This is a genomic window from Pseudovibrio exalbescens DSM 16456 (genome assembly GCF_000422785.1).
Lineage (GTDB): Bacteria > Pseudomonadota > Alphaproteobacteria > Rhizobiales > Stappiaceae > Pseudovibrio > Pseudovibrio exalbescens.
Genome location: NZ_KE383918.1, coordinates 46,838 through 67,516, shown reverse-complemented (window position 1 = coordinate 67,516; position 20,679 = coordinate 46,838). Strand labels below are relative to the sequence as shown.

The following is a 20,679-nucleotide window of genomic DNA, read 5'->3' as shown; positions in this document are numbered from 1 at the left end:
TTCAGGCTCGACAGGTCAAAGCTGAACGCCTCCGCCAACGGACGATCATCCGCCCCAAGATCAATGCTCAACGTGCCGCCGGTTTCATTCAGGGGTACAACTGCGGGCGCTTCTGGTGAAAGCAGGCTACCTGTTTCATCAGAGGTGTCCGACACACCGCTTCCGGCGGTTGCCAGATCACTCTCGTCAACCACGCCCGTGGACGTATCGCCAACTGTGGGCACATCATCTCCCACAGTGACTGTTATCTCTGTTGAGACCGTATCCCCATCGCGATCTGCCGCCACGATCTGGAAGTCCAGCGGAACGCTCTGATCCTCTGCGCCCAGATGATCCAGATTGCCAATCAGTTCGAAAACAAACTCGCCATTGCCATCGGTGCTCAACGTCAAGGTGAAGATTACCTCACCGGAGCCATCCGCCTTGGTTGCCACGAGTTGCTGACCTGTAAAGCCGTCCCCTTCTGAAACGGCAGATACGGCATATTGCAAGGGCACGCCGTCTGACGTGAGATCCAGCGGATTGCCGTCTGCGTCCACCGGAACACCATTATCAAGCACGAAGGAGACGCTGCGCCCAAAGTCTCCATCACGGCCAAAATCGACACCCAGACTTCCTTCCGCCGTAGCTGTTGCGCCGCCATCCAGGCTTTGCTCGGAAACGTCCTGCAAGCGGGCTTCGGCAGCTGTTGCACCCGCAAGCAGCGTCGGCTCGCTGTCGCCTTCCAAAGGCACCACGTCATCGCCGGCTTCTTGCGCGCCAGCTCCCGCTTCCGGTCCGAGAAGGTCGGTCACACCGAGGCCGGGGCCAAGATCACCCACACCTGCATCATCATCAAAATTGGAGCCACTGCTTTCCGGCCCCTCAAGCTGATTATCCAGCGGCGCCCCTTCGCCCGCCGCCGTCTGGAACTCGCCCACGGGAACGATTTCCACCAGGCTGCCAAAGTCGGCGAGTGACAACGTTGTCTGCGGGCCAACCACCACAACTTCCGCCTGCTGGTCGCCAACAAAGAACTCTTCGATGATCAGCGATCCGCCTTCACCGAACAGAACCTGAAGGCTGTCCTCAACGCGGAACAGCGAAACCGGAACCTCCAGCATGGAAGAAAAGTCAACATGCTGGCCCGGCGCGCGCGTCAGGACTGCGGTTTGAACACCTTCAACCTGAGTGACGATCAACGGAGCGGTTTGATTTCCGGAATTCTCAGCAGCCATGGTACGCAACCCCAAAAACAATTCAGATACGATTAAAATTTTAATTAAAATGATTGTTTTGCCTTGGGGCTGAAAAAGTCAATTAATAAAATTTTAGCGAGTGCCTTAGGGTTAATCGCAAAAGCCTGCAAAACAGGGACTATTTCCCCAGATGGCCCGTTCCAAACCGGGACGCGACAAATTAGGTCAGCTCAACATTTTTATTGAAATGCGTTAACCTTTGTATAACCTTAATGGGGTTATAAGGCAGTTGTTGGCATTTGAATGATCGGTAGGATCGTCGTTCTTCCAATGTTCCCAACCGGTTATAAAAAAAGCACCCCGAAGACGCCCCTCGGGATGCTTTAGCGATAACTGGCGGGATCAGGTTGTTCGGAGTGTCCTAATTTGAACCAGATGTGGCAATGTCAACAAGGCTGGACAGTGTCCTGAAGTTGGACGCAACCGAAAAATCCGCTCCCTCGGAGGTTGTGAATACTGTCTTGTAAAATGGTATATCCTGCGGCAAGCGGATCCTCGCGGTTCGATTATCGAGGATGTATGTTGCACCTGCGTGGGTGATTCTCAGCACCGCGTGGTACTGGCTCGTCCGCTGGTCGAAGACCGCGACGACCTCCATGGAGTCGCGATCAAAACCCAGCAGTGCGAGGCTCCAATACTTGAGGATGGCATAATCCTCACAATCGCCGCGCCGGCGTTGCAGCGCTTCGGCTGGCGATGCCCAATAATCTGTCGCGCCCCAGGTTACACGGTCGAGCGTGTAGGACAGCGTGGCATTGATACCCCTGTTGATGGCCGGCAACCGCCGCGCCATGCGTTTCCGTTCGGCTGCATTCAACATGGTAATCCATCGATCGAACGCAGGATCATCGCAGGCTGTTCGAGTGTTCAAGCAATGCCGAGGATCTGCAAGAAGCTCTTCCATCTGTTGTGAAATGGCCGCCCAACGCGCATTCAGCAGGTCCGCTTTGCTCAGGCTCTGGCGCGATGCGGGCGCCGTTACCGACGCAACCTGTAAAACTTTGGAAAAACTGGGTTTTCTTTCCGGTATCGGGGTCTTGTAGCGTGCCAGCCATGGCGCAGGTTCATCAATGGCCAACGCGGCCATTCTCACCTTGTTTTCCAAGGCCATATCCGGCTTGGCGTAGGCGAGCGTCAATGCTGCCATTACCAGCCAGATGCCCCCCGCAAGGCCCACGCGGAGCGAGATCGGAAACCGGCCTTTCGAGCTTGATGCGTCTTTGCCGACGCCCCTCCTCAGGGTTGTAAACATATCGAACGCCCCTCATCAGGTACGTTCGGTTACCGCTCCCTCAGCGCCTCCGACCGTACCTTGTTGATAGGCTTCAGAAGGTAGTCAAGCACGGTTTTATAACCGGTTAAAACGTCAATTGAAGCGACCATTCCCGGCATTATTGGTAAAGGATCCGTTTTTGTTCCCAGGTAATTTTTACTGGTTCGAACTGTTACCTCGAAGAAACGGTTGCCTTTTTCGTCCTCTACAGAGTCCGCCGCAATGCGCTCCAGCTTGCCCTTCAAACCACCATAAATCGAGTAATCGTAAGCAGTTATCTTAACGGTAACGTCTTGGCCGGGATGCAGGAAAGCAACATCTTGCGGTCGAATCCTGGCTTCAATCAGAAGTGTGTCATCGAGGGGCACTATCTCCACCAATGGTTCACCAGGTTGAACCACAGCACCGAGCGTCGTGATATTGAGCTTGTTGACCACACCATAAACGGGGGACCGAAGATCGGTTCGCGTCACCCGGTCTTGCGCGGCCTTGATGGTTTCATCCACCACGGCGAGTTGAGCGCGGGTGTCGGCCAGCTCTACCCGCGCCTTGGCGTAAAAGGTGTTTCGAGCGTTCTGAATACGCTCGCCCAATTCTTCTTCACTTGACATGACGCGGTCGATGGAGGCCTTGATCACCTCTAACTGGCCTTTTTGTTCGTCAAACTGACGCTTCAAACGCAGAAACTCGATTTCGGGCAGAACACGCCGCTCAAACAGTTTCTGGTTGATCTCCACCTCCCGGCTCATGGTTTCCACCACAGCCTCAAGCTTGCGCTGCTCGGCCAGCAACTCCAGCTTTTCCTGGGCTTTTTGCCGCTTTTGCAGCGAAAGCACCATGAGTTCACTTTCCAATTGCTGTTTATTGGCCAGAAACACCTGTTCCTCTTCCAATGCAAAGCGCTGCGTTTCCTTCAGCACACTTTCAGGAAACGACAAGGGACGGCCCATTGCCTCGGCTTCAAGGCGCGCTGCCCGCGCTTGCAACGAACGGCGACGTTGTTGAACCTCCCCCAGTTGCGAGGAAAAACCAGTATCGTCGACGCGAACGATGGTCATACCTTCTTCAACGATCTGGCCTTCCTGGACAAGAAGGTCCTCGACGATCCCTCTCTCCGGCGCCTGTACAACCTGAATCTGGCGAGAAGGTATCACCCGTCCATCGCCTCGCGTCACCTCTTCCAGCTCGGCCAGAGAGGCCCAGACGAGGCCAGCAACCAGCACAGCCAAGGTGAAGAAAATGACGTGTGTCGAGCGCCGAGGCGGACGCGTTTGCAGGCTGGCGCGAATATCGGTGGCATAATCCCAGTTGCTCATGCCTGGCCCTCCGTCATCGCCTGTGCCCGCATCCGCTCTTCACCTCTGTGCCTCAAGTCTTCGAGAACACGATCGCGGGGACCATCTGCAACAACGCGGCCTCCATCCAGCGCGATGATGCGCTGTGTCAGGTTCAACAAGGACATGCGGTGGGTGCTGATGATGACAGTCGTTCCCATATCATTGAACCGTGCCAATCGCTCCAAAAGCCGGCGCTCGGAGTTCATGTCCAGATTGCTGGAGGGCTCGTCCAGAAACAGGATGCGAGGTCGGCGCAACAGCATGCGCGCAAGGGCAACGGCCTGTTTTTGGCCGCCTGACAGCAAACGCCCACCCTCTCCCACTTGCATGTCATAGCCTTGCGGGTGGGTGCTGACAAAATCATCAACACCAGCCACCCGTGCCGCATGCAGGATTTCTTCATTGCTGGCTTGCAGGCGGCCAATGGCTATGTTCTCGCGTACGCTTCCCGTAAACAGAACGTTATCTTGAGACAAAAAACCCACCCCGTCGCGCAAGTCGGCCGGGTCATACTGCCGGGTGTCGATCCGATCCACCAGAACGGCACCGTTGGTGGGGCCATAAAAGCCGGCCAACAAACGCCCGATAGTCGACTTACCGGCGCCAACGCGCCCGATCAGTCCGACCGTTTCTCCCGCTTGAATGGAAAACGACACATGCTGCAGGGAATCTTCGGAGGCCTGAGGGTAGCGGAATGTGACGTTGTCAAACGTCAGCGTGCCTTCGGTAATCTTGCTGTTTACATAGGTACGTCCGGAGCTGCGCTCCGACGGCATGGCCATAAGATCCTCAAGGATCTTGTAGGCGTGAATGGTCTGGCGTAACCGCGTCAAGGTGTTGGCGACTGAAGATAGGGGAGCCAAGACGCGACCGGACAGCATCATTGCCGCAATCAAGCCGCCCATGTTTACCAGCCCCTCGTTCACCAGATAAACACCCCAGATGACGATGACGATGGACACAAGAGCCTGGACGAAGCCGGTGAGCGATTGAGCCAGTGTGGACCAGTAGCGCCCCTTGAGCATGGCCGCAGCGCTGGACGCGACAGAGCGCTCCCATTTGGTTTGCATGATGCCTTCTGCATTCAACGCGCGAATGGTGTCCATGTTCGCCACGCTTTCCACCAACACCGAATGGCGCAGCGAACTCTCCTTGGTGGCCTGATCCACAGAACCAGCAAGAGCTGGCTGCACCAGCAGATTGATTGCAATGACAACAGGAACAGCACAAAGCGGCACGTACGCAATCGGCCCGACGATAATGAAAAGGATCAAAACAAAGATGCCGATAAAGCAAAGGTCTATCAACGCCACCAGAGACGACGAAGTAAAGAACTCGCGAACAGCTTCGAATTCCTTGATATGGTTGGCAAACTGCCCCGTTGAGGACGGGCGGTTCTGCATGTCGATGGACAGGGCGTGGGCAAAGATCCTCGAGGCCAGAGCAAGATCTGCCTGCTTGCCCGTAACGTTGATGATGGATGAGCGCGCCATCTTCAACACCCCATCAAATACAAGGGCCAGCACGACCCCAGCCGCCAATGCCCAGAGTGTGGGCACCGCGAAATTGGGCAGAACGCGGTCATAAACATTCATCACGAACAAGGGAGAGGCCAAGGCCAGCGTGTTGATCACCAGCGCAGCAACAGCAACATGCGTATAGTCCCGCCAGAAACCGACCAGTACGCTCCAGAACCAATGCCCCGCGCCATGAGTGCCAAGACCTTCGTTCTCTGCGGAGCGGGAGGTGGGTTTGAAAAAGATCGCATGGTCGCTGTAAAGGCTGCGCAGCGCTTCAAATGAGGCCGTCTGGCGTTGATCCGGATGAAGAGGATCTGCCAGAACAGCTTCCTTGGCGTCGTGGTTCACATCCACCAGAATGCGGAGAGTGGAATCCTCAAGAACCAGAAGAGCCGGAAGGGAAATCGCCGGCATCTTGTCAAGGCTCTTGCGCACCGTGAGGGCACGCATGCCGCAGTTGGCAGCGGCGCGTTCGACCAGATGAATTGGTAAGCCTTGCCCCTCAAGCGGCAGGCCTGCGAGTATCACGGAGTCGGTTGCAAAATTGCCGTAGGTTCGCGCGATAAACTTGATGGACTCCACCAGCGGATCTTCCCGTGGCGGCTCATTGGACGTCATTTCCGGCTGTGACATTGCGTGTTCCACACACCCTCAAACAGCAAAAGCAGCAGAGAGGCCGATTTGGCTTCCCTGCTGCGGTTCATTCTTGTTGTGTGCCTCGCGCAATGCTTAGCGCAGCGGCTCAATCGCGAATCCGACGGGTTGCGGGAATACGGAGACATTCTCCTGTCGGCCCGCGGCACCCTCTGCGGGTGGCTCAATGTTGAAGTGAGCCAGCAGGTTGCCGGTCGTACCCTGCAACTGATAGGTGCTGAACTTCAAAATCGCCTGGGCGGAAATCAGATCGATTTCACTGTTGAACAGAGCGTTTTGAGCGTTCAGCAGATCCAACAGCGTACGTTGCCCGATGTTGTACTCATCACGATAGCCTTCGACAACCTTGCGGTTGGCCGCCACGGTTTGGCGCAGGGCTGAAATACGTTCACGGGTGGTGTCAACGGACGCCCATGCCACTTCTACGGCTTCTGCTGCTTCACGACGCGTGCGGTCAACGCGAGCGCGCGCCTCGGCAACCTGTTCAAGCGCCTGGGCCTTGCGTGCTGTATCGGAACCGCCATTGTAAAGGTTCCAGCGCATGCGGAGCATGACCCGATACTCTTCATTCTGACCGTCATAGCCATTGACGTCGTCCCCGAACGAAGCTTGCCCTTCCAAGGACAACCGCGGCAGGAACGGCGCGTTGCGCTGTTCAACTTCAAAGTCAGCCGCATCGGTATCTGCCTGAGCCGCCAGAATCTGAGGATTGTTCTGCTGTGCCATGGAGATGGTAGCCGACAAGGACGCACCCGGTAGCGAGGCTTCCTGTACCGGAACCAGATTTTCAGGTTCCATGCCTACAACGCGCCGATACTTTGCAATGGTTTCGAGTAGTGACTTACGAACCGAGGCCGTAATGATCTTTGTTGCTGCGACGCGCTCTTGCGCCTGAGCCAGATCGGCCGCGCCGGTTTCGCCGCCCTCGAAGCGCTGGCGCACTTCGTTGTAGATCCGCTGGTGTTTCGCGGTGTTTTCCCGGGACTTGCGCAAGATCTGCTGGTGCCGGATCACATCCACGTAGGCTTCAATTGCGTCCAATGCCACCGCCTCGGAGCGCTCCAAAACCCGATACGCCGCACCATCAACACGGGCACTCTGGCGATAGATCTCGTTTACGGAGCCGAAACCATCAAACAACAGCTGCTCCGCCATGATATCAACCTGCTTGGCCGTACGCCACGCGTTGTCAGACACAGAGCTGCCATCTGGCCGTTCCAAGCGCTCTCCACCAATCGACGCACCAACAGAAAGGCTTGGCAGGTAGGCACCCTGCGCAGCGCGTAGTTCCTGATCGCGGGCTCGCCGGTTTGCAGAGGACTCAGCAACATCCGGATTCGTGTAAACCGCCGCTTCGACCGCATCGCGCAGCGAAATAGCATGCGCCGACACCGTTGTTGCCAATGCGATCGCGACCGCAAGGGTTAATCCCCGAAACTTCATCCCCCAAAACTCCAATTTTCGCTTGAAGGTCCGCCCTGTGTGCCTGTTGCCCCGGCTCTACAACGGTCCTTCATAGTATCTGAAAAGTATCAGCAAACTTTGGGATTAGTAAGAACATGAAATGCTATTTTTATCAATACAACGGAACCTAATTGCCGAATTTCGCGGGCGAATTTCTCTCGTTTTTAATGAATCAAAACAAGATCGCTCAGTAGGGCTCCACGGACCCAAGATCCCGCCTTGATGTTACCTTACGATATTCTTAATGCATAAAATCCTAAGTATTTTTCTAAGTTCCAACAACTTAGCGATTAAATGACTTGACCGATGAAATTAAGCAGGTTGCAGATATCCTAGGGTTATCCAGAGCTTTGCAAGAATGGGCCGGTGTGGCTTGAATGCAACCTTCCCATAGCTAGATGCTTGAGGTTAACGGCAAAAATTCCATGATTTACCAATGGCGTTTTTCGCGGGGAGCCCAGAATCAGCCAGTGCGAAGGCACCCAATCGGAGAATCACAGGCATTGGGAACTGCAGCGCACAACACGCTCCCGCTATTCAGCGCTCCATGCATCTTCACACCCAATAAACCCAGGATTGGTTCGAAGGTGACTTGAAACCTTCATGATGCAGTGCACAATACCCCTTACCTAAAGGCACACCCTGCGAGACCCCGGATGCACGCCGGAAACGCTTGCAGCCAGTGAGGAGGCATGATGATTATTGAGAGCAAGATTGACGGTGTGGTGGCACGAACCTGCCATCCATTTGGATGTAAAAAAGCCCTCGACGACCAGATTTCTTATATCAAGGCAGCAACACCAATCGTTGACGGTCCGAAGAAGGTGCTCATTCTGGGTGCTTCCTCAGGTTACGGGCTGGCCTCACGCATCGCCCTTGCTTTCGGAGGCTCGCGCGCCGATACCATCGGCGTTTCGTTTGAACGCCCACCCAGCGAAAAGGGTGTTGGAACAGCAGGTTGGTACAACAACATCTTTTTCCGCGAGGCTGCGGAACGCGAAGGCATGACCGCAAAAAACTTCGTGGGCGACGCCTTTTCCCCGACCTTGCGACAGGACGTGATCCGCTACATTCAAGAGGAGTTTGGCGGCTCGGTGGACATGGTGATTTACAGCCTTGCCACAGGTGTTCGACCTGACCCGGAAACCGGCGAAAAATTGAGGTCAGTGATCAAACCCATTGGCAAAAGTGTCTCAGGTGCAACCATCAACCTCGAACATGACCGGCTGGATGAAATCACACTCTCACCTGCCAGTGAACAGGAAGTGGCGGACACGGTGCGTGTCATGGGCGGCGAAGACTGGCAGGATTGGATTGGCGCGCTGAACAGCGCGGGTGTGTTGGCCAAGGGATGTGAGACGCTTGCCTACTCTTACGTTGGGCCAAGCTTCACCTATGATATCTACCACGACGGCACACTGGGGCGCGCAAAGGACCATCTCCATGCCAGCGCCGAAACACTTACACGCAAACTTCGTCCCATTGGCGGGCATGCACACGTTGCCGTTTGCAAGGCACTGGTGACGAAGGCCAGCGTTTTCATTCCCACCTTCTCCCCCTACATTTGTGCCCTGTTCAAGGTAATGAAGGCGAAGGAACTGCACGAAGGGTGCATCGAACAAATGCACAGACTTTTGGTAGAAAAGCTCTACAGCGAGGCCGGGGTGGTGACCGACGAAGACCACCTTATTCGTTTGGATGATTGGGAGTTACGTCCGGACGTGCAAGCTGAAGTGGCAGATATTCTGGACAAGGTGACGTCAGAAAACTTCAAGAACCTGACCGATTATGCCGGTTTCAAACACGACTTCATGGCGCTGAACGGCTTTGACCTGCAAGGGGTGGACTACACCGCAGATGTAGACATCACGGCGTTGACAGCACTTAGACCGTGAGCAGGCTCTGCGGATTGGGGAGAAGCCGCGCGATGAAGCACAAACGCCGATGCGAAAACTTTTGCGTTTGATGTCACGACAAAAAAAGGCGGAGGAACGTCCGCTCCCCCGCTTTTTGCTTGCGACAATGAAATGCTCAGAGGTCGATAAACGCGGCTTTACTTCAGAGCCCGGCGATGAAGCAGGCTCTCGATCACATAGGTCAGGATCATAAGGCCGAGGAAACCGGCGACGGCAATGACTACCAGGACGATCACGTCTATGGGGCCGCCTATGTCGGAAAATCCCGAACTGGTCATGTACTGAACAAAAAGCACAGCACCAACAGCACCAACGGGAGCCACCAGCTCGGCGCGGACGAGCCGACTGCTGGAAATCCCCCGATCCCGGATCAGTATGTAGATGAAGGCTACTGCAACGAGGACGCCAAAGACGACCATTGCCCAAAACAGGGTCGTGCCGAAAATTTCTTCAAAGACGGCAATCAACGTGCCAAGAGTAAGTTCTTGCATGTCTTATCCCCCTCATGCCCTGCCGCGCAGCATGGCGTTGTAGGTTGCCTTCAAAGCCACCTCTTTCATCAACCAGGAGATCCAGAGTTCTTCCAGCGGTGCAATGATGCCCGGGAATGATGGCGTCAGATTATTTTTGTAATCAAACTCGACCAACATGGCCCTGCCCACGCGGGTAATCAGCGGACATGAAGTGTATCCGTTGTAGGAACTCTGGCTTTCCTTGCCATCAATTTGGGCTACCAGCTGATCTTCCACCACCGGCACCTGCCATTTGACACTGGCAGCGGTTTTGCCCTTTGGCACCCCGGCGCTGTCGCCTACCGCGAAAACCTCGGGGTAGCGGGCGTGACGCAATGTGTGCTTGTCGACTTCGACCCACCCTTCATTGACCCACTTGCCGGTTTGCCAAGCCAGTGGCGAGTTGCGAACGGCATCAGGCGCGACCATGGGCGGGATGACATTGGTAAAGTCAAACTCCATCTCCACGGAACCTTCAGGCGTCCAGAAAGTTGCAACCTTGCGGCCCGGATCGATAGCGGTCATGACGCGGTTGTACGTGGTCTCGAAGCCACGCTCTTCGTACAACATCCGCACTTTCTCATCCACAATGGGCACAGAGAACAAGGTGTCATTATGGGCGGCATAGTCGATGCGGATCTTTCCGCGTGTGCCCTTCTTGCGGGCATAGTCGTCCGTTAAAAAGGTGTACTTGAGTGGCGCCCCGGCACACTTCATCTCGGTTGCCGGACGCGTGAACAAACCAACGCCGCCTTCTTCTGTGAAGCGATCCATGGCCTGCCACGTTTTCTCAGCATATTCAGGCCCTGCGTATACAGATCCAATACCATTTGTCCCGATCAGATCCAGAGACATGCCTTCGATGGCGCCATAATCCAGCTTGAGCCCGGCTGCGACCACCAGATAATCGTAGGGTACGGTGGTGCCGCTTGTCGTGATGACCTGTTTTGTCTCAGGATCAATTTCGGCTGCAGCTTCTTCCAGCCAAGTAAGACCGGAAGGCAACCATTGCTGTGTTGATGAAACGGAATAGTCTGCCGGTTTCAACCCGGCGGCAATCAGTGTAAAGCCCGGCTGATAAAGATGGCGCTTGCGGCCATCAACAATGGTGATTGACGCACCATCGAGCCGTTCGGTCAGACGATTGGCAAGCGCGGTTCCTGCCGCGCCTGCCCCAAGGATGACAATCCTTGCATTGGTCCTGACCCGCTCGGCGCTGGCAGAGGATGCAGAACCCGCTGCCAGTGCCAGACTTCCACCCGTCAGAGCCAGAAAGCCCCGACGACTTAGGTTTCCTCCCAACCCGAACATAATCTCCTCCTATGTTCTGAGGGTCTTCTGTTTATTATCGTTGGTCAGGCTGCTTGTCGCGCTCGTCCTCTTGAAATTCGAGCCACATGGCGTTGACCACTGCAAACAGAGCAGCCACCGCCAAGCCCAACATCCAAGCAAAATACCACATATTGCTTTCCTTTCAGCTTAGTAGACGCTGTCCGACTGCTCGAGAACGTCTTTTTCTGTCACCTTGCCCCACAGAACCTTGTAGACCCACGCGGTGTAGGCCAGCACAAGCGGGAAGAACACCAGAGTGGTCGTGAACATCACGAACAAGGTCAGATGAGAGGATGAGGCATCCCATACCGTCAAAGAGGACCGAGGATCGGTCGTTGATGGCAGGATGAACGGGAACATCGTCAAGCCAACAGACGAAATCATGCCCAGGATGGCCGTTTTGGATGCCAAGAAAGTCAGCCCTTCACGCCCAGCCCGGATACCATAGAGCACACCGAGTGGACCAAGGAACCCAAGAATTGGTGCAATGACAATCCACGGACGCTCGCTGTAAGCCACCATCCACGTCCCCTCATGCAACACTTCGGAGAGCAAAGGATTGGATGGACCATCAACAACAGGTGCTTCTGCAAAGGAGAAGCCTGTGACGCCCAAGGCCATCCAGAGGCCCGCCAATGCGTACAGCGCAATGACTGCAACGGAGGCATAGGTGCCAAACACCTTCGAACGCTCTGCAATGACGCCTTCGGTTTTCAGCGCAAGCCACGCGCTGCCGTGCATCACCAGCATGGCAACGGAAGCGAGTCCGCATACCAGCGCGAAAGGATTGAGCAGACCGAAGAACGAGCCCTCGTATACCGGCAACAGAATCTCTGTGAGGTGGAACGGGACCCCTTGCAGCACGTTCCCAACGGCAACGCCAAAGATCAGGGCAGGCACGAAACCGCCTATGAACAAGCACCAATCCCAAGTCTCGCGCCAACGGGCACTATCGCGCTTTGAGCGATACTTGAAACCTACCGGACGCAGGATCAGGGCTGCCAGAATGACAAACATGGCCAAGTAAAAGCCAGAGAAGCTGACAGCGTATAGCGGGGGCCAGGCTGCAAAAATGGCACCACCACCAAGAATGAACCAGACCTGGTTGCCTTCCCAGACCGGACCAATCGTATTGATGACAACACGCCGTTCCGTATCTGTCTTGGCCACGAACGGCAGCAAGGCACCAACGCCCATGTCGAAGCCATCCGTCATGGCAAAGCCGATGAGAAGAACACCCAACAGCAACCACCAGAGAAGGCGCAGGATTTCAAAGTCAATCAGTTCATGAAGGATCATGGCGTTTACTCCGCTGGCTGTGCCGCGATACGGCCACGTTGTTCAAACCACTGTTCCGATTCAGCCGTGTCCATGTACGGGCCTTTCTTGATGTACTTGATCATCAAGCCCATCTCGATCACGAACAGGACAGAGTAGAACAGCACGAAACCGGCCAGAGTGAAGGCAACCTCACCCACGCTCAGGTGCGAAACGGACATGGCAGTGGGCAGGACGCCATCAACAGTCCATGGTTGACGTCCATACTCAGCAACAAACCACCCCATTTCCGCTGCAATCCAAGGCGTCGGGATCAGGAACACTGCTCCCCACAAAGCCCAGCGCGGGAACTGCATGCGCTTGATGGACGCCTTGTAGAAGAAATAAGCCATGGTAAGGATGAACAGGAAGCCAAGACCCACCATGATACGGAAGGCCCAGAACAGTGGCCCAACCTGCGGAACCGTGTCATTGGCGGCTTGCAGGATTTGTGCTTCCGTTGCTTGACGAGGATCTTCCACATAGCGTTTCAGCAAGAAGGCGAAGCCAAGATCACCGCTGTGCTCCTCGAAACGCGCCTTTTCGACCGGATCAATGTTCTTGAGGTCTTTTCGGATCTCGACCAGCGCATCATAAGCAACAAGCCCGGAACGGATACGCTGCTCCGCCTGTTCCACCAGTTCCTTGATGCCCGGGATTTCATGATTGAGCGAGCGAGTGCCAATCAGGCCCATGGCATATGGAATATGAATGGCGTATTTGGTTTCGCGCGCTTCAGAGTCAGGAATGCCGATGGCAGTGAAAGAAGCCGGAGCAGGCTCGGTTTCCCACATAGCTTCGATGGCAGCCAATTTCATTTTCTGAGAGTGCGTTACCGAATAACCGGATTCATCGCCCAGCACGACAACGGACAGCGCCGAGGCCAAACCAAAGCTGGCAGCAACCGCGATTGAACGACGTGCCAACTCAATGTGACGTCCTTTCAACAGATACCAGGCGGAGACACCCAGCACGAAAAAGGCTGCAGTCACATAGCCCGCCGAGACCGTATGCACGAACTTGGCCTGCGCCACTTCGTTGAACATCACGTCGAAGAAGCTGGTCATTTCCATGCGCATGGACATGGGGTTGAACTCGGCGCCAACCGGGTTCTGCATCCAGCCATTTGCAATCAGGATCCAAAGGGCGGAGATGTTTGAGCCGATAGCTACCAGCCACGCAACCACCAAGTGAGCAACCTTGGAGAGCTTGTCCCATCCGAAGAAGAACAAACCTACGAAGGTCGCTTCGAGGAAAAAGGCCATAAGGCCTTCGAAAGCCAATGGCGCACCGAAAATATCGCCAACATAATGGCTGTAGTAGCTCCAGTTCATACCGAACTGGAATTCCATTGTTATGCCGGTTGCGACCCCGAGCACGAAGTTGATACCAAACAGCGTTCCCCAAAATTTCGTCATCTGTCGCCAGATCGGACGGTTGGTCATCACATAGACCGTCTCCATGATCGCAACCAGGACCGAAAGACCCAGCGTTAGCGGCACGAAGAGGAAGTGATACATCGCGGTCATGGCGAACTGGAGCCGGGATAGCTCTACGATGTCCAGTTCCATGGTGCTTACCCCCTGTAATCACAGTCGGTTAAAGATATATCTGAGATGTTCCTTCTCGGCCCATCTCGCTCCGATTGCAGGGGCTGCGCGTTGATCTTTGTCAAATCTCCGCGTCTGTTGCGAAATTAATTTTATATAATTCTAATATCTTTCTGAGCCCAATTTTGCTCAACCTGACGGTGTGATGCCACAAGAATGGCAGAATTCGGCAGATAATGCTGAACACCATTCAGTACGTGCTGAGCCGTAGTGCGATCGAGCCCCTCGGTGGGTTCATCCAAAAGGATTAGACGCGGATGACGAACCAATACACGTGCCAGTGCCAATCGACGCTTTTCTCCACCGGACAATCCGAGCCCAGCCTCACCAAGCATGCTTTCCAAACCACCCCTTTGGCGAATAACCGAATCTAACGCCACCGCCTCAAGTACCTGCCAGGCTTCATCTTCATCTACAGTGGGATTGGCAAAGCACAATGCTTCCAGAATGGAGCCATGCATCAACATGCTGCGCTGAGGCAAGAACCCGAGCGCCGCTCTGAGATCACGTTCCTCGTAACTACCCAGGCTCCGGCCCATGACATCAATGCGGCCTTCGTCCGGCATCAAAAGACCTGCAGCCAGATTCAGAACGGTGCTCTTGCCGCCTCCGCTCGGTCCCGACAAGGATACGCGCTCGCCCGAACTCACGGCAAACGACAGGTTGTGCAATATCTGTCTGCCATTTTGTGCTGTTCGGTACGAAACAGCCTCAAACCGCAGCGGGATGGTAGGTGCATCATGCTCGGCCTGTGTTTCTGGCAGCGCCTGACTTAGGGCAACGGCTTGCTTCCCACCCTCATCCAGCAACCGGGTTACGCGCCTTGCAGCGGATTGCATGCGTCCATACTCGGTTACGCTTCGACGGAGCGGGGCCATGGTTTCGTTGAGAGCCAGCGCTGCGAAAAAGCCGAGCGCTGCCTGTGCAGCCGAAATGGTGCCGGCGACCGCCAAATCAGCCCCCAGGGCCAACGCCATGGATGCAGCAAACAGGCTCGTCAGCCCCAAGGCGACCCCAACACCCTGTTCGATGGTGTCCACATGCCTTTGATTGGAACGCAACCGCAGGTCCGCTCGGTCGGCCTTTTCCAGTTGGTACTGCAGGTTACCGGTGACAATCAGATCTGTCTTTGAACGAAACAGATCGATAAAACGCAGGCGCAAGCTTTGGTGAGCCCGTTCAATACGCTCGGAAGGGGCGCGCGCCACCTTCATGGCAACCGCCAGTGTACCAAGTGTCCCTGCAAAGAAAGTCCCAAGCGTGAACCAGGCCACAATGGGCGCGACAAACAGATACAACGCGGCAAAAGCCGTGAGATAGGTCAGTGCCGCGGCAATGAGCGGCACGATGAGCCGCAGGGAAATGCCATCAAGGGCGTCCACATCTGCCGTCACACGGTTCAGAAGTTCGCCGCCCCGGTATTGCACCAGACGGGCGAAGGGAAGCCGACTGATCGCGTCCAGAAGCCGCAACCGTAAGACAGTGAGGCTTTTCAGAGTCGCGTCGTGGGTCAGCATACGCTCGCCGTAGCGCGCAGCCGTACGCCCCAAAGCAAGAAAGCGGATGGCGGCACTGGGTCGAAACACATCAAACTGTATGCCGATCCCCACTAGGCCGGCGGCGCCGGTTGCGGTGATGAACCAACCGGAAATGCCCAGCAAAGCCACGCCCGCCAAAAGAACAATATAGGCCAACAGCAGTCCGGTCAGGAACGGCCGCTTTTCCTGCCTGACAATAATCCCGAAGATAGTCAGTACGTCACGCATCTTGCCCCTCCAGAACCAATTGCTGATCCATACGCTGCGCCAACTCAAGATCATGAGTGGCCACAATGAGCGTTGCGCCACGTTTTTGCAGCGCCATCAGGCCCTCACAAACCTGACGGGCTGTCTCTGGATCCAAATCGGCCGTAGGCTCGTCGGCGAGCACGACACCGGCTCCCGACAGGAAAACACGGGTCAAGAGCAAGCGCCGAGCCTCCCCGCCAGAAACGCCGGCTCCGGTTTCACCGAGGCGGGTTTGCACCCCGTCCGGCAACCTGTCGATCACGCCTTGGGCCTTCGCGCTCTGCAGTGCTTTCACGATGTCTGGTTTGGCGCCTGACGGACAGGCAAGTGTTAGGTTGCGGCGTACAGATTCCGCCAGAAAATGGGGAGCCTGACCCAACCACTCCATGTTGCTGCGCAGCCGGTCGGCGTTTTCCGGGGCAAGCTCTTCCTGACCGATGAGGATCGCCCCTTCCTCTGCACGGATCAGCCCGGCCAGCAACGCCAACAGTGTTGACTTGCCAATCCCGCTGGCGCCGACAATGGCGAGGGATTGGCCTGCACCCACCTGCGCATCCGGGTATCGAACCCTGCCAGCCTCATCATAGGAAAACGACAGGCCCTGCCAAGCGACCGGCACGCCCTTCAGATCAACCGCAACCCGCGCCCCAGTACCGAGAATAGGCAGGTGCGGCTGGGCTTCGCGCTCGGCCAACTCGCCAGCCACAGCAACGGCATCAGCCTTGTCGTGCCATGCGGCTGCAAGGTCCCGAAGCGGCTGGAAGTAGTCAGGTGCCAACAGCAGGAGGAAAACGCCTTCATAGACACTGAGGGAAGAGGCATAGGAGCCGAACCCCACCTCTCCCAACAACGTGAAGCCGACATACACCGCAACCATGGCAACTCCGATTGCGGAAAAAAGCTCCAGCACAGTGGAAGATAGAAACGCAATGCTCAACACGCGCATGGTTTGTTTGCGCAAGGTATCGGCTGCGGTTTCAAACCCTTGCGCGCTGCGGTCGACCGCTCCAAGAAGCCGAATGTCCACCGCGGCAGACAGGCGCTCCATCAGCAGCGAGTTCAAACTGCCGATTTCCTGCATCTGCTTTTCGCTGGCGCTGCGCGCAGCCATGCCGACCAATATCATGAAGACCGGAATCAGCGGACCTGCAACAAGCAAAATGAGCGCAACCGCCCATGAATGCCAAAAGGCAAAGCCGAGAATGATAAACGGCACTATACTGACGCGGATTTGCGCTGGCTGATATCGGGTGACGTAGACACGTAAGGAATCCAGCTTTTCTGCCAAAAGTGCCGCCAATGCGGCTGAGCTATCCGTTCCCGCCGCCTGTGGCGAGCGCATAGCTTCGTAGCGCGCCAACCGGGCCCGTACAGCGGAGACGACCTTGTCGGCCGCATTGAACCCCATGCGTCCCGCTGCTGTGTCCAGCAGAATACGCAGCGCGCCCAGCGCCGCGAAACCGAGAACGCAGTGCGCAATCGTCAACTGTGTTGTCTCGGGCTGAAGCAACCCGCCAATCAAGGTAGCGACAAACGCCGCCTGCCCGATCCAGAGCAGCGATGACAAGGTCGCCAAAAGCCCTGAAACTTGCAGTCGTTTGCGGACGGGAGAGAGCAGGTCTTTCAGTTTCGCGCTGGCAGCATCAGCCACTTTTTCACCACTCCTGAGGAATCTCTGAAAAACACGGGTTAATTCGGCTGGAGCAAAACTGCAACATCTTCCCGCCCCACAAAAAGGTGGCTAAACACACGATCCCGCGAGGAAGGGCTTAAAGAGTGAGGTATTATGACCTATGTCAAATTGTCGCGCGTGCTTTTCTATATGCTTGAGGCAGATCAAAACTTGGGATTTCTTGAATGCGGTTAACGACTCGGACCAATCTTGCCATGCGCACATTGATGTATTGCGCCGTCAATGAAGGTCAGATTGTGCGCAAGAGCGAGATTGCCAAGGCCTGCAATGCATCGGAAAACCATCTTGCACAGGTGATCAATGTGCTGAGCCATAACGGCTATCTGAAAACCGTGCGGGGACGGAACGGCGGCATACAGTTGGGCCGCGCCAAGGATGCCATTTCCGTTGGTGGGGTTTTTCGCCGGTTTGAATCGCATTTGCCCTTTGCCGAGTGCTTCGACAGAGATCACAATACCTGTCCATTAGCCAATAGCTGCCGGTTGCCTCGATATCTGGTAGGCGCCTTGGGTGCTTTCTACACCTATCTGGACAGCATCAGCCTTGCTGATCTGGTCAATGATAATGTGGAACTCAACAGCCTTCTTGCGATGTCTGCACCGCTCTTGGGAGAGATTGACTCCTGACTGGTCGTTTTATCCGGCATACCAAGCTCCTTGAGACGGGTCCCCTGCTGGGCCGAGAGCGACGCGCCTCTGACGCCACGCCATCAATGGTCAGGTTGAACCACCAGTCCTTTACGGCAAGATGACGTAGGTCTTACAGAAATCACCACACTGCCGTTTGTCTGCACACTTTATAAGTGAAAAATCTCAAAAAAAACGCAAAGATTGCGCGGCATTCCAAACTTGCATATTAGGTATTTATCCGCGTTGTTCCACTAGAAACAATCTATATTTATCTCACGTCAAATATCAGTGGAGATACGGAAAACTTCAAAACTCAAGAAGTCTTCTTTTTCGTCAAAGCTTTCTCCTGAAATGCAGAAGCCGCGATTCACAAAAACAAAACAAGGTCGTTCGATGCGCAAGTAACGTTGCATCGTAATAGGTAAACTTTACCTTGTTCATGCCCTTTCAGACTGTGGCGGGTGCGTGAACACCTGTGGCCGACTTCTGGCAACCCGGAGCTGGTGAAACCGTTCGTGGGACGAACACCTGTGCTCTGTTTTCTGGAACTTTAGTCATGAACAGAATAACAAATACAGTCGACACGATTCTAAAGACGGTTGTCATATCTGTCTTTGCTGTACTTGTCGTATGCGTAGTGTGGCAAGTATTGTCGCGCTATGTACTTGGCACTCCCAGTACGTTCACAGATGAGCTGGCCCGTTTCATGTTCATCTGGATCGGACTGATCGGCGCCGCCTATACACTGGGACAACGGCGACATTTGGCCATTGACCTGCTGACCGGGCCCCTGACCGGGATCAAAAAGCGCTACTCTGACTACTTCATCATCGCAGCGATCTTGACGTTTTCCTTGCTCATAATGGTGTATGGCGGCAGCCAACTCGTGATGAAAACACTGATTACGGGCCAGGTTTCGCCCGCTCTGCGAGTACCCATGGGCTATGTCTATGCCGCTATCCCGTTTTCCGGAGTGGTCATGGTCTACTACAGTATCGAGATGCTTGTTGGCTTGATCAAGGGTACCGGCACAGGTCCCAATGACCAGCCCATTGACCACGATGACGCACAGGCTTGAGGAGTGAGCAAATGGAACTTTTAAGTGCTCTCATTCTCTTTGGCGTCTTTGCCGTTCTGGTGACCTTCGGTGTACCGATCTCCTTCGCCATCGGGCTGGCGACAACAGTTTGCATTACCGTCCTTCTCAGTCTGGACCAAGCGATCTTCGTTGTGGCTCAGAAAATGGCATCAGGCCTCGACAGCTTTACACTGCTGGCGATCCCATTCTTCATTCTGGCGGGCAACATCATGAACCGCGGTGGTATCGCCATGCGACTGATTGAGTTGGCCAAGGTTCTGGGGGGCCGCCTGCCGGGCGCTCTCGCCCACTGCAACGTTCTTGCGAACATGTTGTTTGGGGCGATTTCAGGCTCGGCTGTTGCGGCGGCGGCTGCCGTAGGGGGCACCATGGCGCCACTTCAAAAGAAAGAAGGCTATGATCCGGCCTTTTCAGCTGCTGTAAATGCAGCCTCATGCCCAACCGGCATGCTCATTCCACCGTCGTCCACCCTGATCGTTTATTCTCTCATCTCTGGCGGAACGTCCGTTGCCACCCTGTTTGTAGCTGGCTACATTCCGGGCATCCTGATGGGCCTTGCCGTAATGGTGGTCGCTGGCATCATCGCCAAAAGACGTGGCTATCCGGTCATTCCACGACCAACAACAGAGGAAGCGATCCAGAAGACGATTGATGCTGCCCTGCCCATCCTTCTCATTCTCATCATCATGGGCGGCATCATTGCCGGCGTCTTTACAGCAACCGAAGCCTCTGCTGTCGCAGTGGTCTACTCATTGGTTGTTGGGGTCTTCATTTTTGGCGAGATGAAGCTCTCTGAGTTGCCCGGCATCATTCTGGAATCGGCAATCACCTCATCCATCGTCCTGTTGCTCATTGGCTGTTCAATCGGCATGTCATGGGCGATGGCGTTCTCGGACATCCCCTATACCGTGTCCACGGCCTTGGCCAACATCTCCGAGGACCCGTTGATGATCATGCTGATCATCAACCTTGCGTTGTTGGTGATTGGTACCTTTATGGACATGACACCGGCGCTCCTGATCTTCACGCCGATCTTTCTGCCGGTTGCAACCGAGCTGGGCATGGACCCTGTGCACTTTGGCATCATGATGACCTACAATCTTTGTATCGGCATCATTACGCCGCCAGTGGGCAGCGCGCTCTTTATCTCATGCTCTGTGGGCAAGGTTCCCATCAAGGACCTGTTGAAACCCATGCTGCCTTTTTATGCTGCGGTAATCACCATTCTCATGGTGGTTACGTACCTACCGGAAGTCAGCCTGTTCCTGCCAAAGCTCCTGCTCGGCTACACTGGTTGA

16 protein-coding genes are annotated in these 20,679 nt (G+C 55.2%); 4 read left to right on the top strand and 12 right to left on the bottom strand.

The genetic code is table 11. The annotated features are described in order from the left end of the window. From G512_RS21345 to G512_RS0114990, 5 genes are all read right to left on the bottom strand, one after another. On the bottom strand, positions 1-1,217 hold a 1,217-nt coding region (locus tag G512_RS21345), incomplete at its 3' end, for a T1SS-143 repeat domain-containing protein (protein ID WP_036489870.1). A 382-nt stretch (positions 1,218-1,599) separates the two neighbouring features. Beyond that, complete coding sequence (locus G512_RS0115005) at positions 1,600-2,490, bottom strand: transglutaminase-like cysteine peptidase (protein ID WP_028482421.1); 891 nt, start codon at positions 2,488-2,490, stop codon at positions 1,600-1,602. 29 nt (positions 2,491-2,519) lie between these two features. Beyond that, positions 2,520-3,827 (bottom strand): HlyD family type I secretion periplasmic adaptor subunit, encoded by a 1,308-nt coding sequence (locus tag G512_RS0115000; protein WP_028482420.1) that lies wholly within the window; start codon positions 3,825-3,827, stop codon positions 2,520-2,522. After that, on the bottom strand, positions 3,824-6,001 hold the full coding sequence (locus tag G512_RS21340; RefSeq protein WP_051269416.1) for a type I secretion system permease/ATPase: 2,178 nt from the start codon (positions 5,999-6,001) through the stop codon (positions 3,824-3,826). Before G512_RS21340 ends, G512_RS0115000 begins: the two co-directional genes overlap by 4 nt. Positions 6,002-6,097: 96 nt before the next feature. Continuing rightward, positions 6,098-7,465, bottom strand: coding sequence for a TolC family outer membrane protein (locus G512_RS0114990; protein WP_028482419.1), 1,368 nt, complete (start codon positions 7,463-7,465; stop codon positions 6,098-6,100). A gap of 713 nt (positions 7,466-8,178) precedes the next feature. Here G512_RS0114990 and fabV point away from each other — a divergent pair. Further along, positions 8,179-9,381 (top strand): enoyl-ACP reductase FabV, encoded by a 1,203-nt coding sequence (gene fabV, locus G512_RS0114985; protein WP_208975032.1) that lies wholly within the window; start codon positions 8,179-8,181, stop codon positions 9,379-9,381. Positions 9,382-9,539: 158 nt separating this feature from the next. On the opposite strand, the gene G512_RS0114980 is transcribed toward fabV, so the two are convergent. The 7 genes from G512_RS0114980 to cydD form a co-directional block, all read right to left on the bottom strand. After that, positions 9,540-9,893, bottom strand: coding sequence for a DUF5368 domain-containing protein (locus G512_RS0114980; RefSeq protein WP_028482417.1), 354 nt, complete (start codon positions 9,891-9,893; stop codon positions 9,540-9,542). A 12-nt stretch (positions 9,894-9,905) separates the two neighbouring features. Continuing rightward, positions 9,906-11,225 carry an NAD(P)/FAD-dependent oxidoreductase gene (locus G512_RS0114975; RefSeq protein ID WP_028482416.1) on the bottom strand — a complete coding sequence of 440 codons (1,320 nt, stop codon included), beginning with the start codon at positions 11,223-11,225 and terminating at the stop codon, positions 9,906-9,908. A 34-nt stretch (positions 11,226-11,259) separates the two neighbouring features. After that, entirely contained in the window at positions 11,260-11,376 is a 117-nt protein-coding gene (cydX, locus tag G512_RS22460; RefSeq protein WP_028482415.1) for a cytochrome bd-I oxidase subunit CydX, read from the bottom strand. A 17-nt stretch (positions 11,377-11,393) separates the two neighbouring features. After that, entirely contained in the window at positions 11,394-12,545 is a 1,152-nt protein-coding gene (cydB, locus tag G512_RS0114965; RefSeq protein ID WP_028482414.1) for a cytochrome d ubiquinol oxidase subunit II, read from the bottom strand. Between the two features lie 5 nt (positions 12,546-12,550). Then, positions 12,551-14,134, bottom strand: a complete 1,584-nt coding sequence (locus tag G512_RS0114960) for a cytochrome ubiquinol oxidase subunit I (protein ID WP_028482413.1) — start codon at positions 14,132-14,134, stop codon at positions 12,551-12,553. A gap of 131 nt (positions 14,135-14,265) precedes the next feature. Continuing rightward, positions 14,266-15,939, bottom strand: coding sequence for a thiol reductant ABC exporter subunit CydC (cydC, locus tag G512_RS0114955; RefSeq protein WP_028482412.1), 1,674 nt, complete (start codon positions 15,937-15,939; stop codon positions 14,266-14,268). After that, positions 15,932-17,611 (bottom strand): thiol reductant ABC exporter subunit CydD, encoded by a 1,680-nt coding sequence (cydD, locus tag G512_RS0114950; protein WP_051269414.1) that lies wholly within the window; start codon positions 17,609-17,611, stop codon positions 15,932-15,934. The genes cydC and cydD overlap by 8 nt, the downstream gene beginning before the upstream one ends. A 206-nt stretch (positions 17,612-17,817) precedes the next feature. Here cydD and G512_RS21335 point away from each other — a divergent pair, with 206 nt between their 5' ends. The 3 genes from G512_RS21335 to G512_RS0114920 all read left to right on the top strand — a co-directional run bounded on the left by G512_RS21335 (position 17,818) and on the right by G512_RS0114920 (position 20,679). Then, entirely contained in the window at positions 17,818-18,279 is a 462-nt protein-coding gene (locus G512_RS21335) for an Rrf2 family transcriptional regulator (protein WP_036489869.1), read from the top strand. Positions 18,280-18,838: 559 nt separating this feature from the next. Next, entirely contained in the window at positions 18,839-19,360 is a 522-nt protein-coding gene (locus tag G512_RS0114925; RefSeq protein WP_028482409.1) for a TRAP transporter small permease, read from the top strand. 11 nt (positions 19,361-19,371) lie between these two features. Continuing rightward, positions 19,372-20,679, top strand: a complete 1,308-nt coding sequence (locus G512_RS0114920; protein WP_028482408.1) for a TRAP transporter large permease — start codon at positions 19,372-19,374, stop codon at positions 20,677-20,679.

Bases quoted from the DNA above. Each gene is read 5' to 3' on its own strand.
- cydB (WP_028482414.1), bottom strand. From the start codon at position 12,545: ATGATCCTTCATGAACTGATTGACTTTGAAATCCTGCGCCTTCTCTGG.
- cydX (WP_028482415.1), bottom strand. From the start codon at position 11,376: ATGTGGTATTTTGCTTGGATGTTGGGCTTGGCGGTGGCTGCTCTGTTT.
- G512_RS21335 (WP_036489869.1), top strand. From the start codon at position 17,818: ATGCGGTTAACGACTCGGACCAATCTTGCCATGCGCACATTGATGTAT.
- cydC (WP_028482412.1), bottom strand. From the start codon at position 15,939: ATGCGTGACGTACTGACTATCTTCGGGATTATTGTCAGGCAGGAAAAG.
- G512_RS0114980 (WP_028482417.1), bottom strand. From the start codon at position 9,893: ATGCAAGAACTTACTCTTGGCACGTTGATTGCCGTCTTTGAAGAAATT.
- G512_RS0115000 (WP_028482420.1), bottom strand. From the start codon at position 3,827: ATGAGCAACTGGGATTATGCCACCGATATTCGCGCCAGCCTGCAAACG.
- G512_RS0114990 (WP_028482419.1), bottom strand. From the start codon at position 7,465: ATGAAGTTTCGGGGATTAACCCTTGCGGTCGCGATCGCATTGGCAACA.
- G512_RS0114920 (WP_028482408.1), top strand. From the start codon at position 19,372: ATGGAACTTTTAAGTGCTCTCATTCTCTTTGGCGTCTTTGCCGTTCTG.
- G512_RS0115005 (WP_028482421.1), bottom strand. From the start codon at position 2,490: ATGTTTACAACCCTGAGGAGGGGCGTCGGCAAAGACGCATCAAGCTCG.
- fabV (WP_208975032.1), top strand. From the start codon at position 8,179: ATGATGATTATTGAGAGCAAGATTGACGGTGTGGTGGCACGAACCTGC.
- G512_RS0114925 (WP_028482409.1), top strand. From the start codon at position 18,839: ATGAACAGAATAACAAATACAGTCGACACGATTCTAAAGACGGTTGTC.
- G512_RS0114975 (WP_028482416.1), bottom strand. From the start codon at position 11,225: ATGTTCGGGTTGGGAGGAAACCTAAGTCGTCGGGGCTTTCTGGCTCTG.
- G512_RS0114960 (WP_028482413.1), bottom strand. From the start codon at position 14,134: ATGGAACTGGACATCGTAGAGCTATCCCGGCTCCAGTTCGCCATGACC.
- G512_RS21340 (WP_051269416.1), bottom strand. From the start codon at position 6,001: ATGTCACAGCCGGAAATGACGTCCAATGAGCCGCCACGGGAAGATCCG.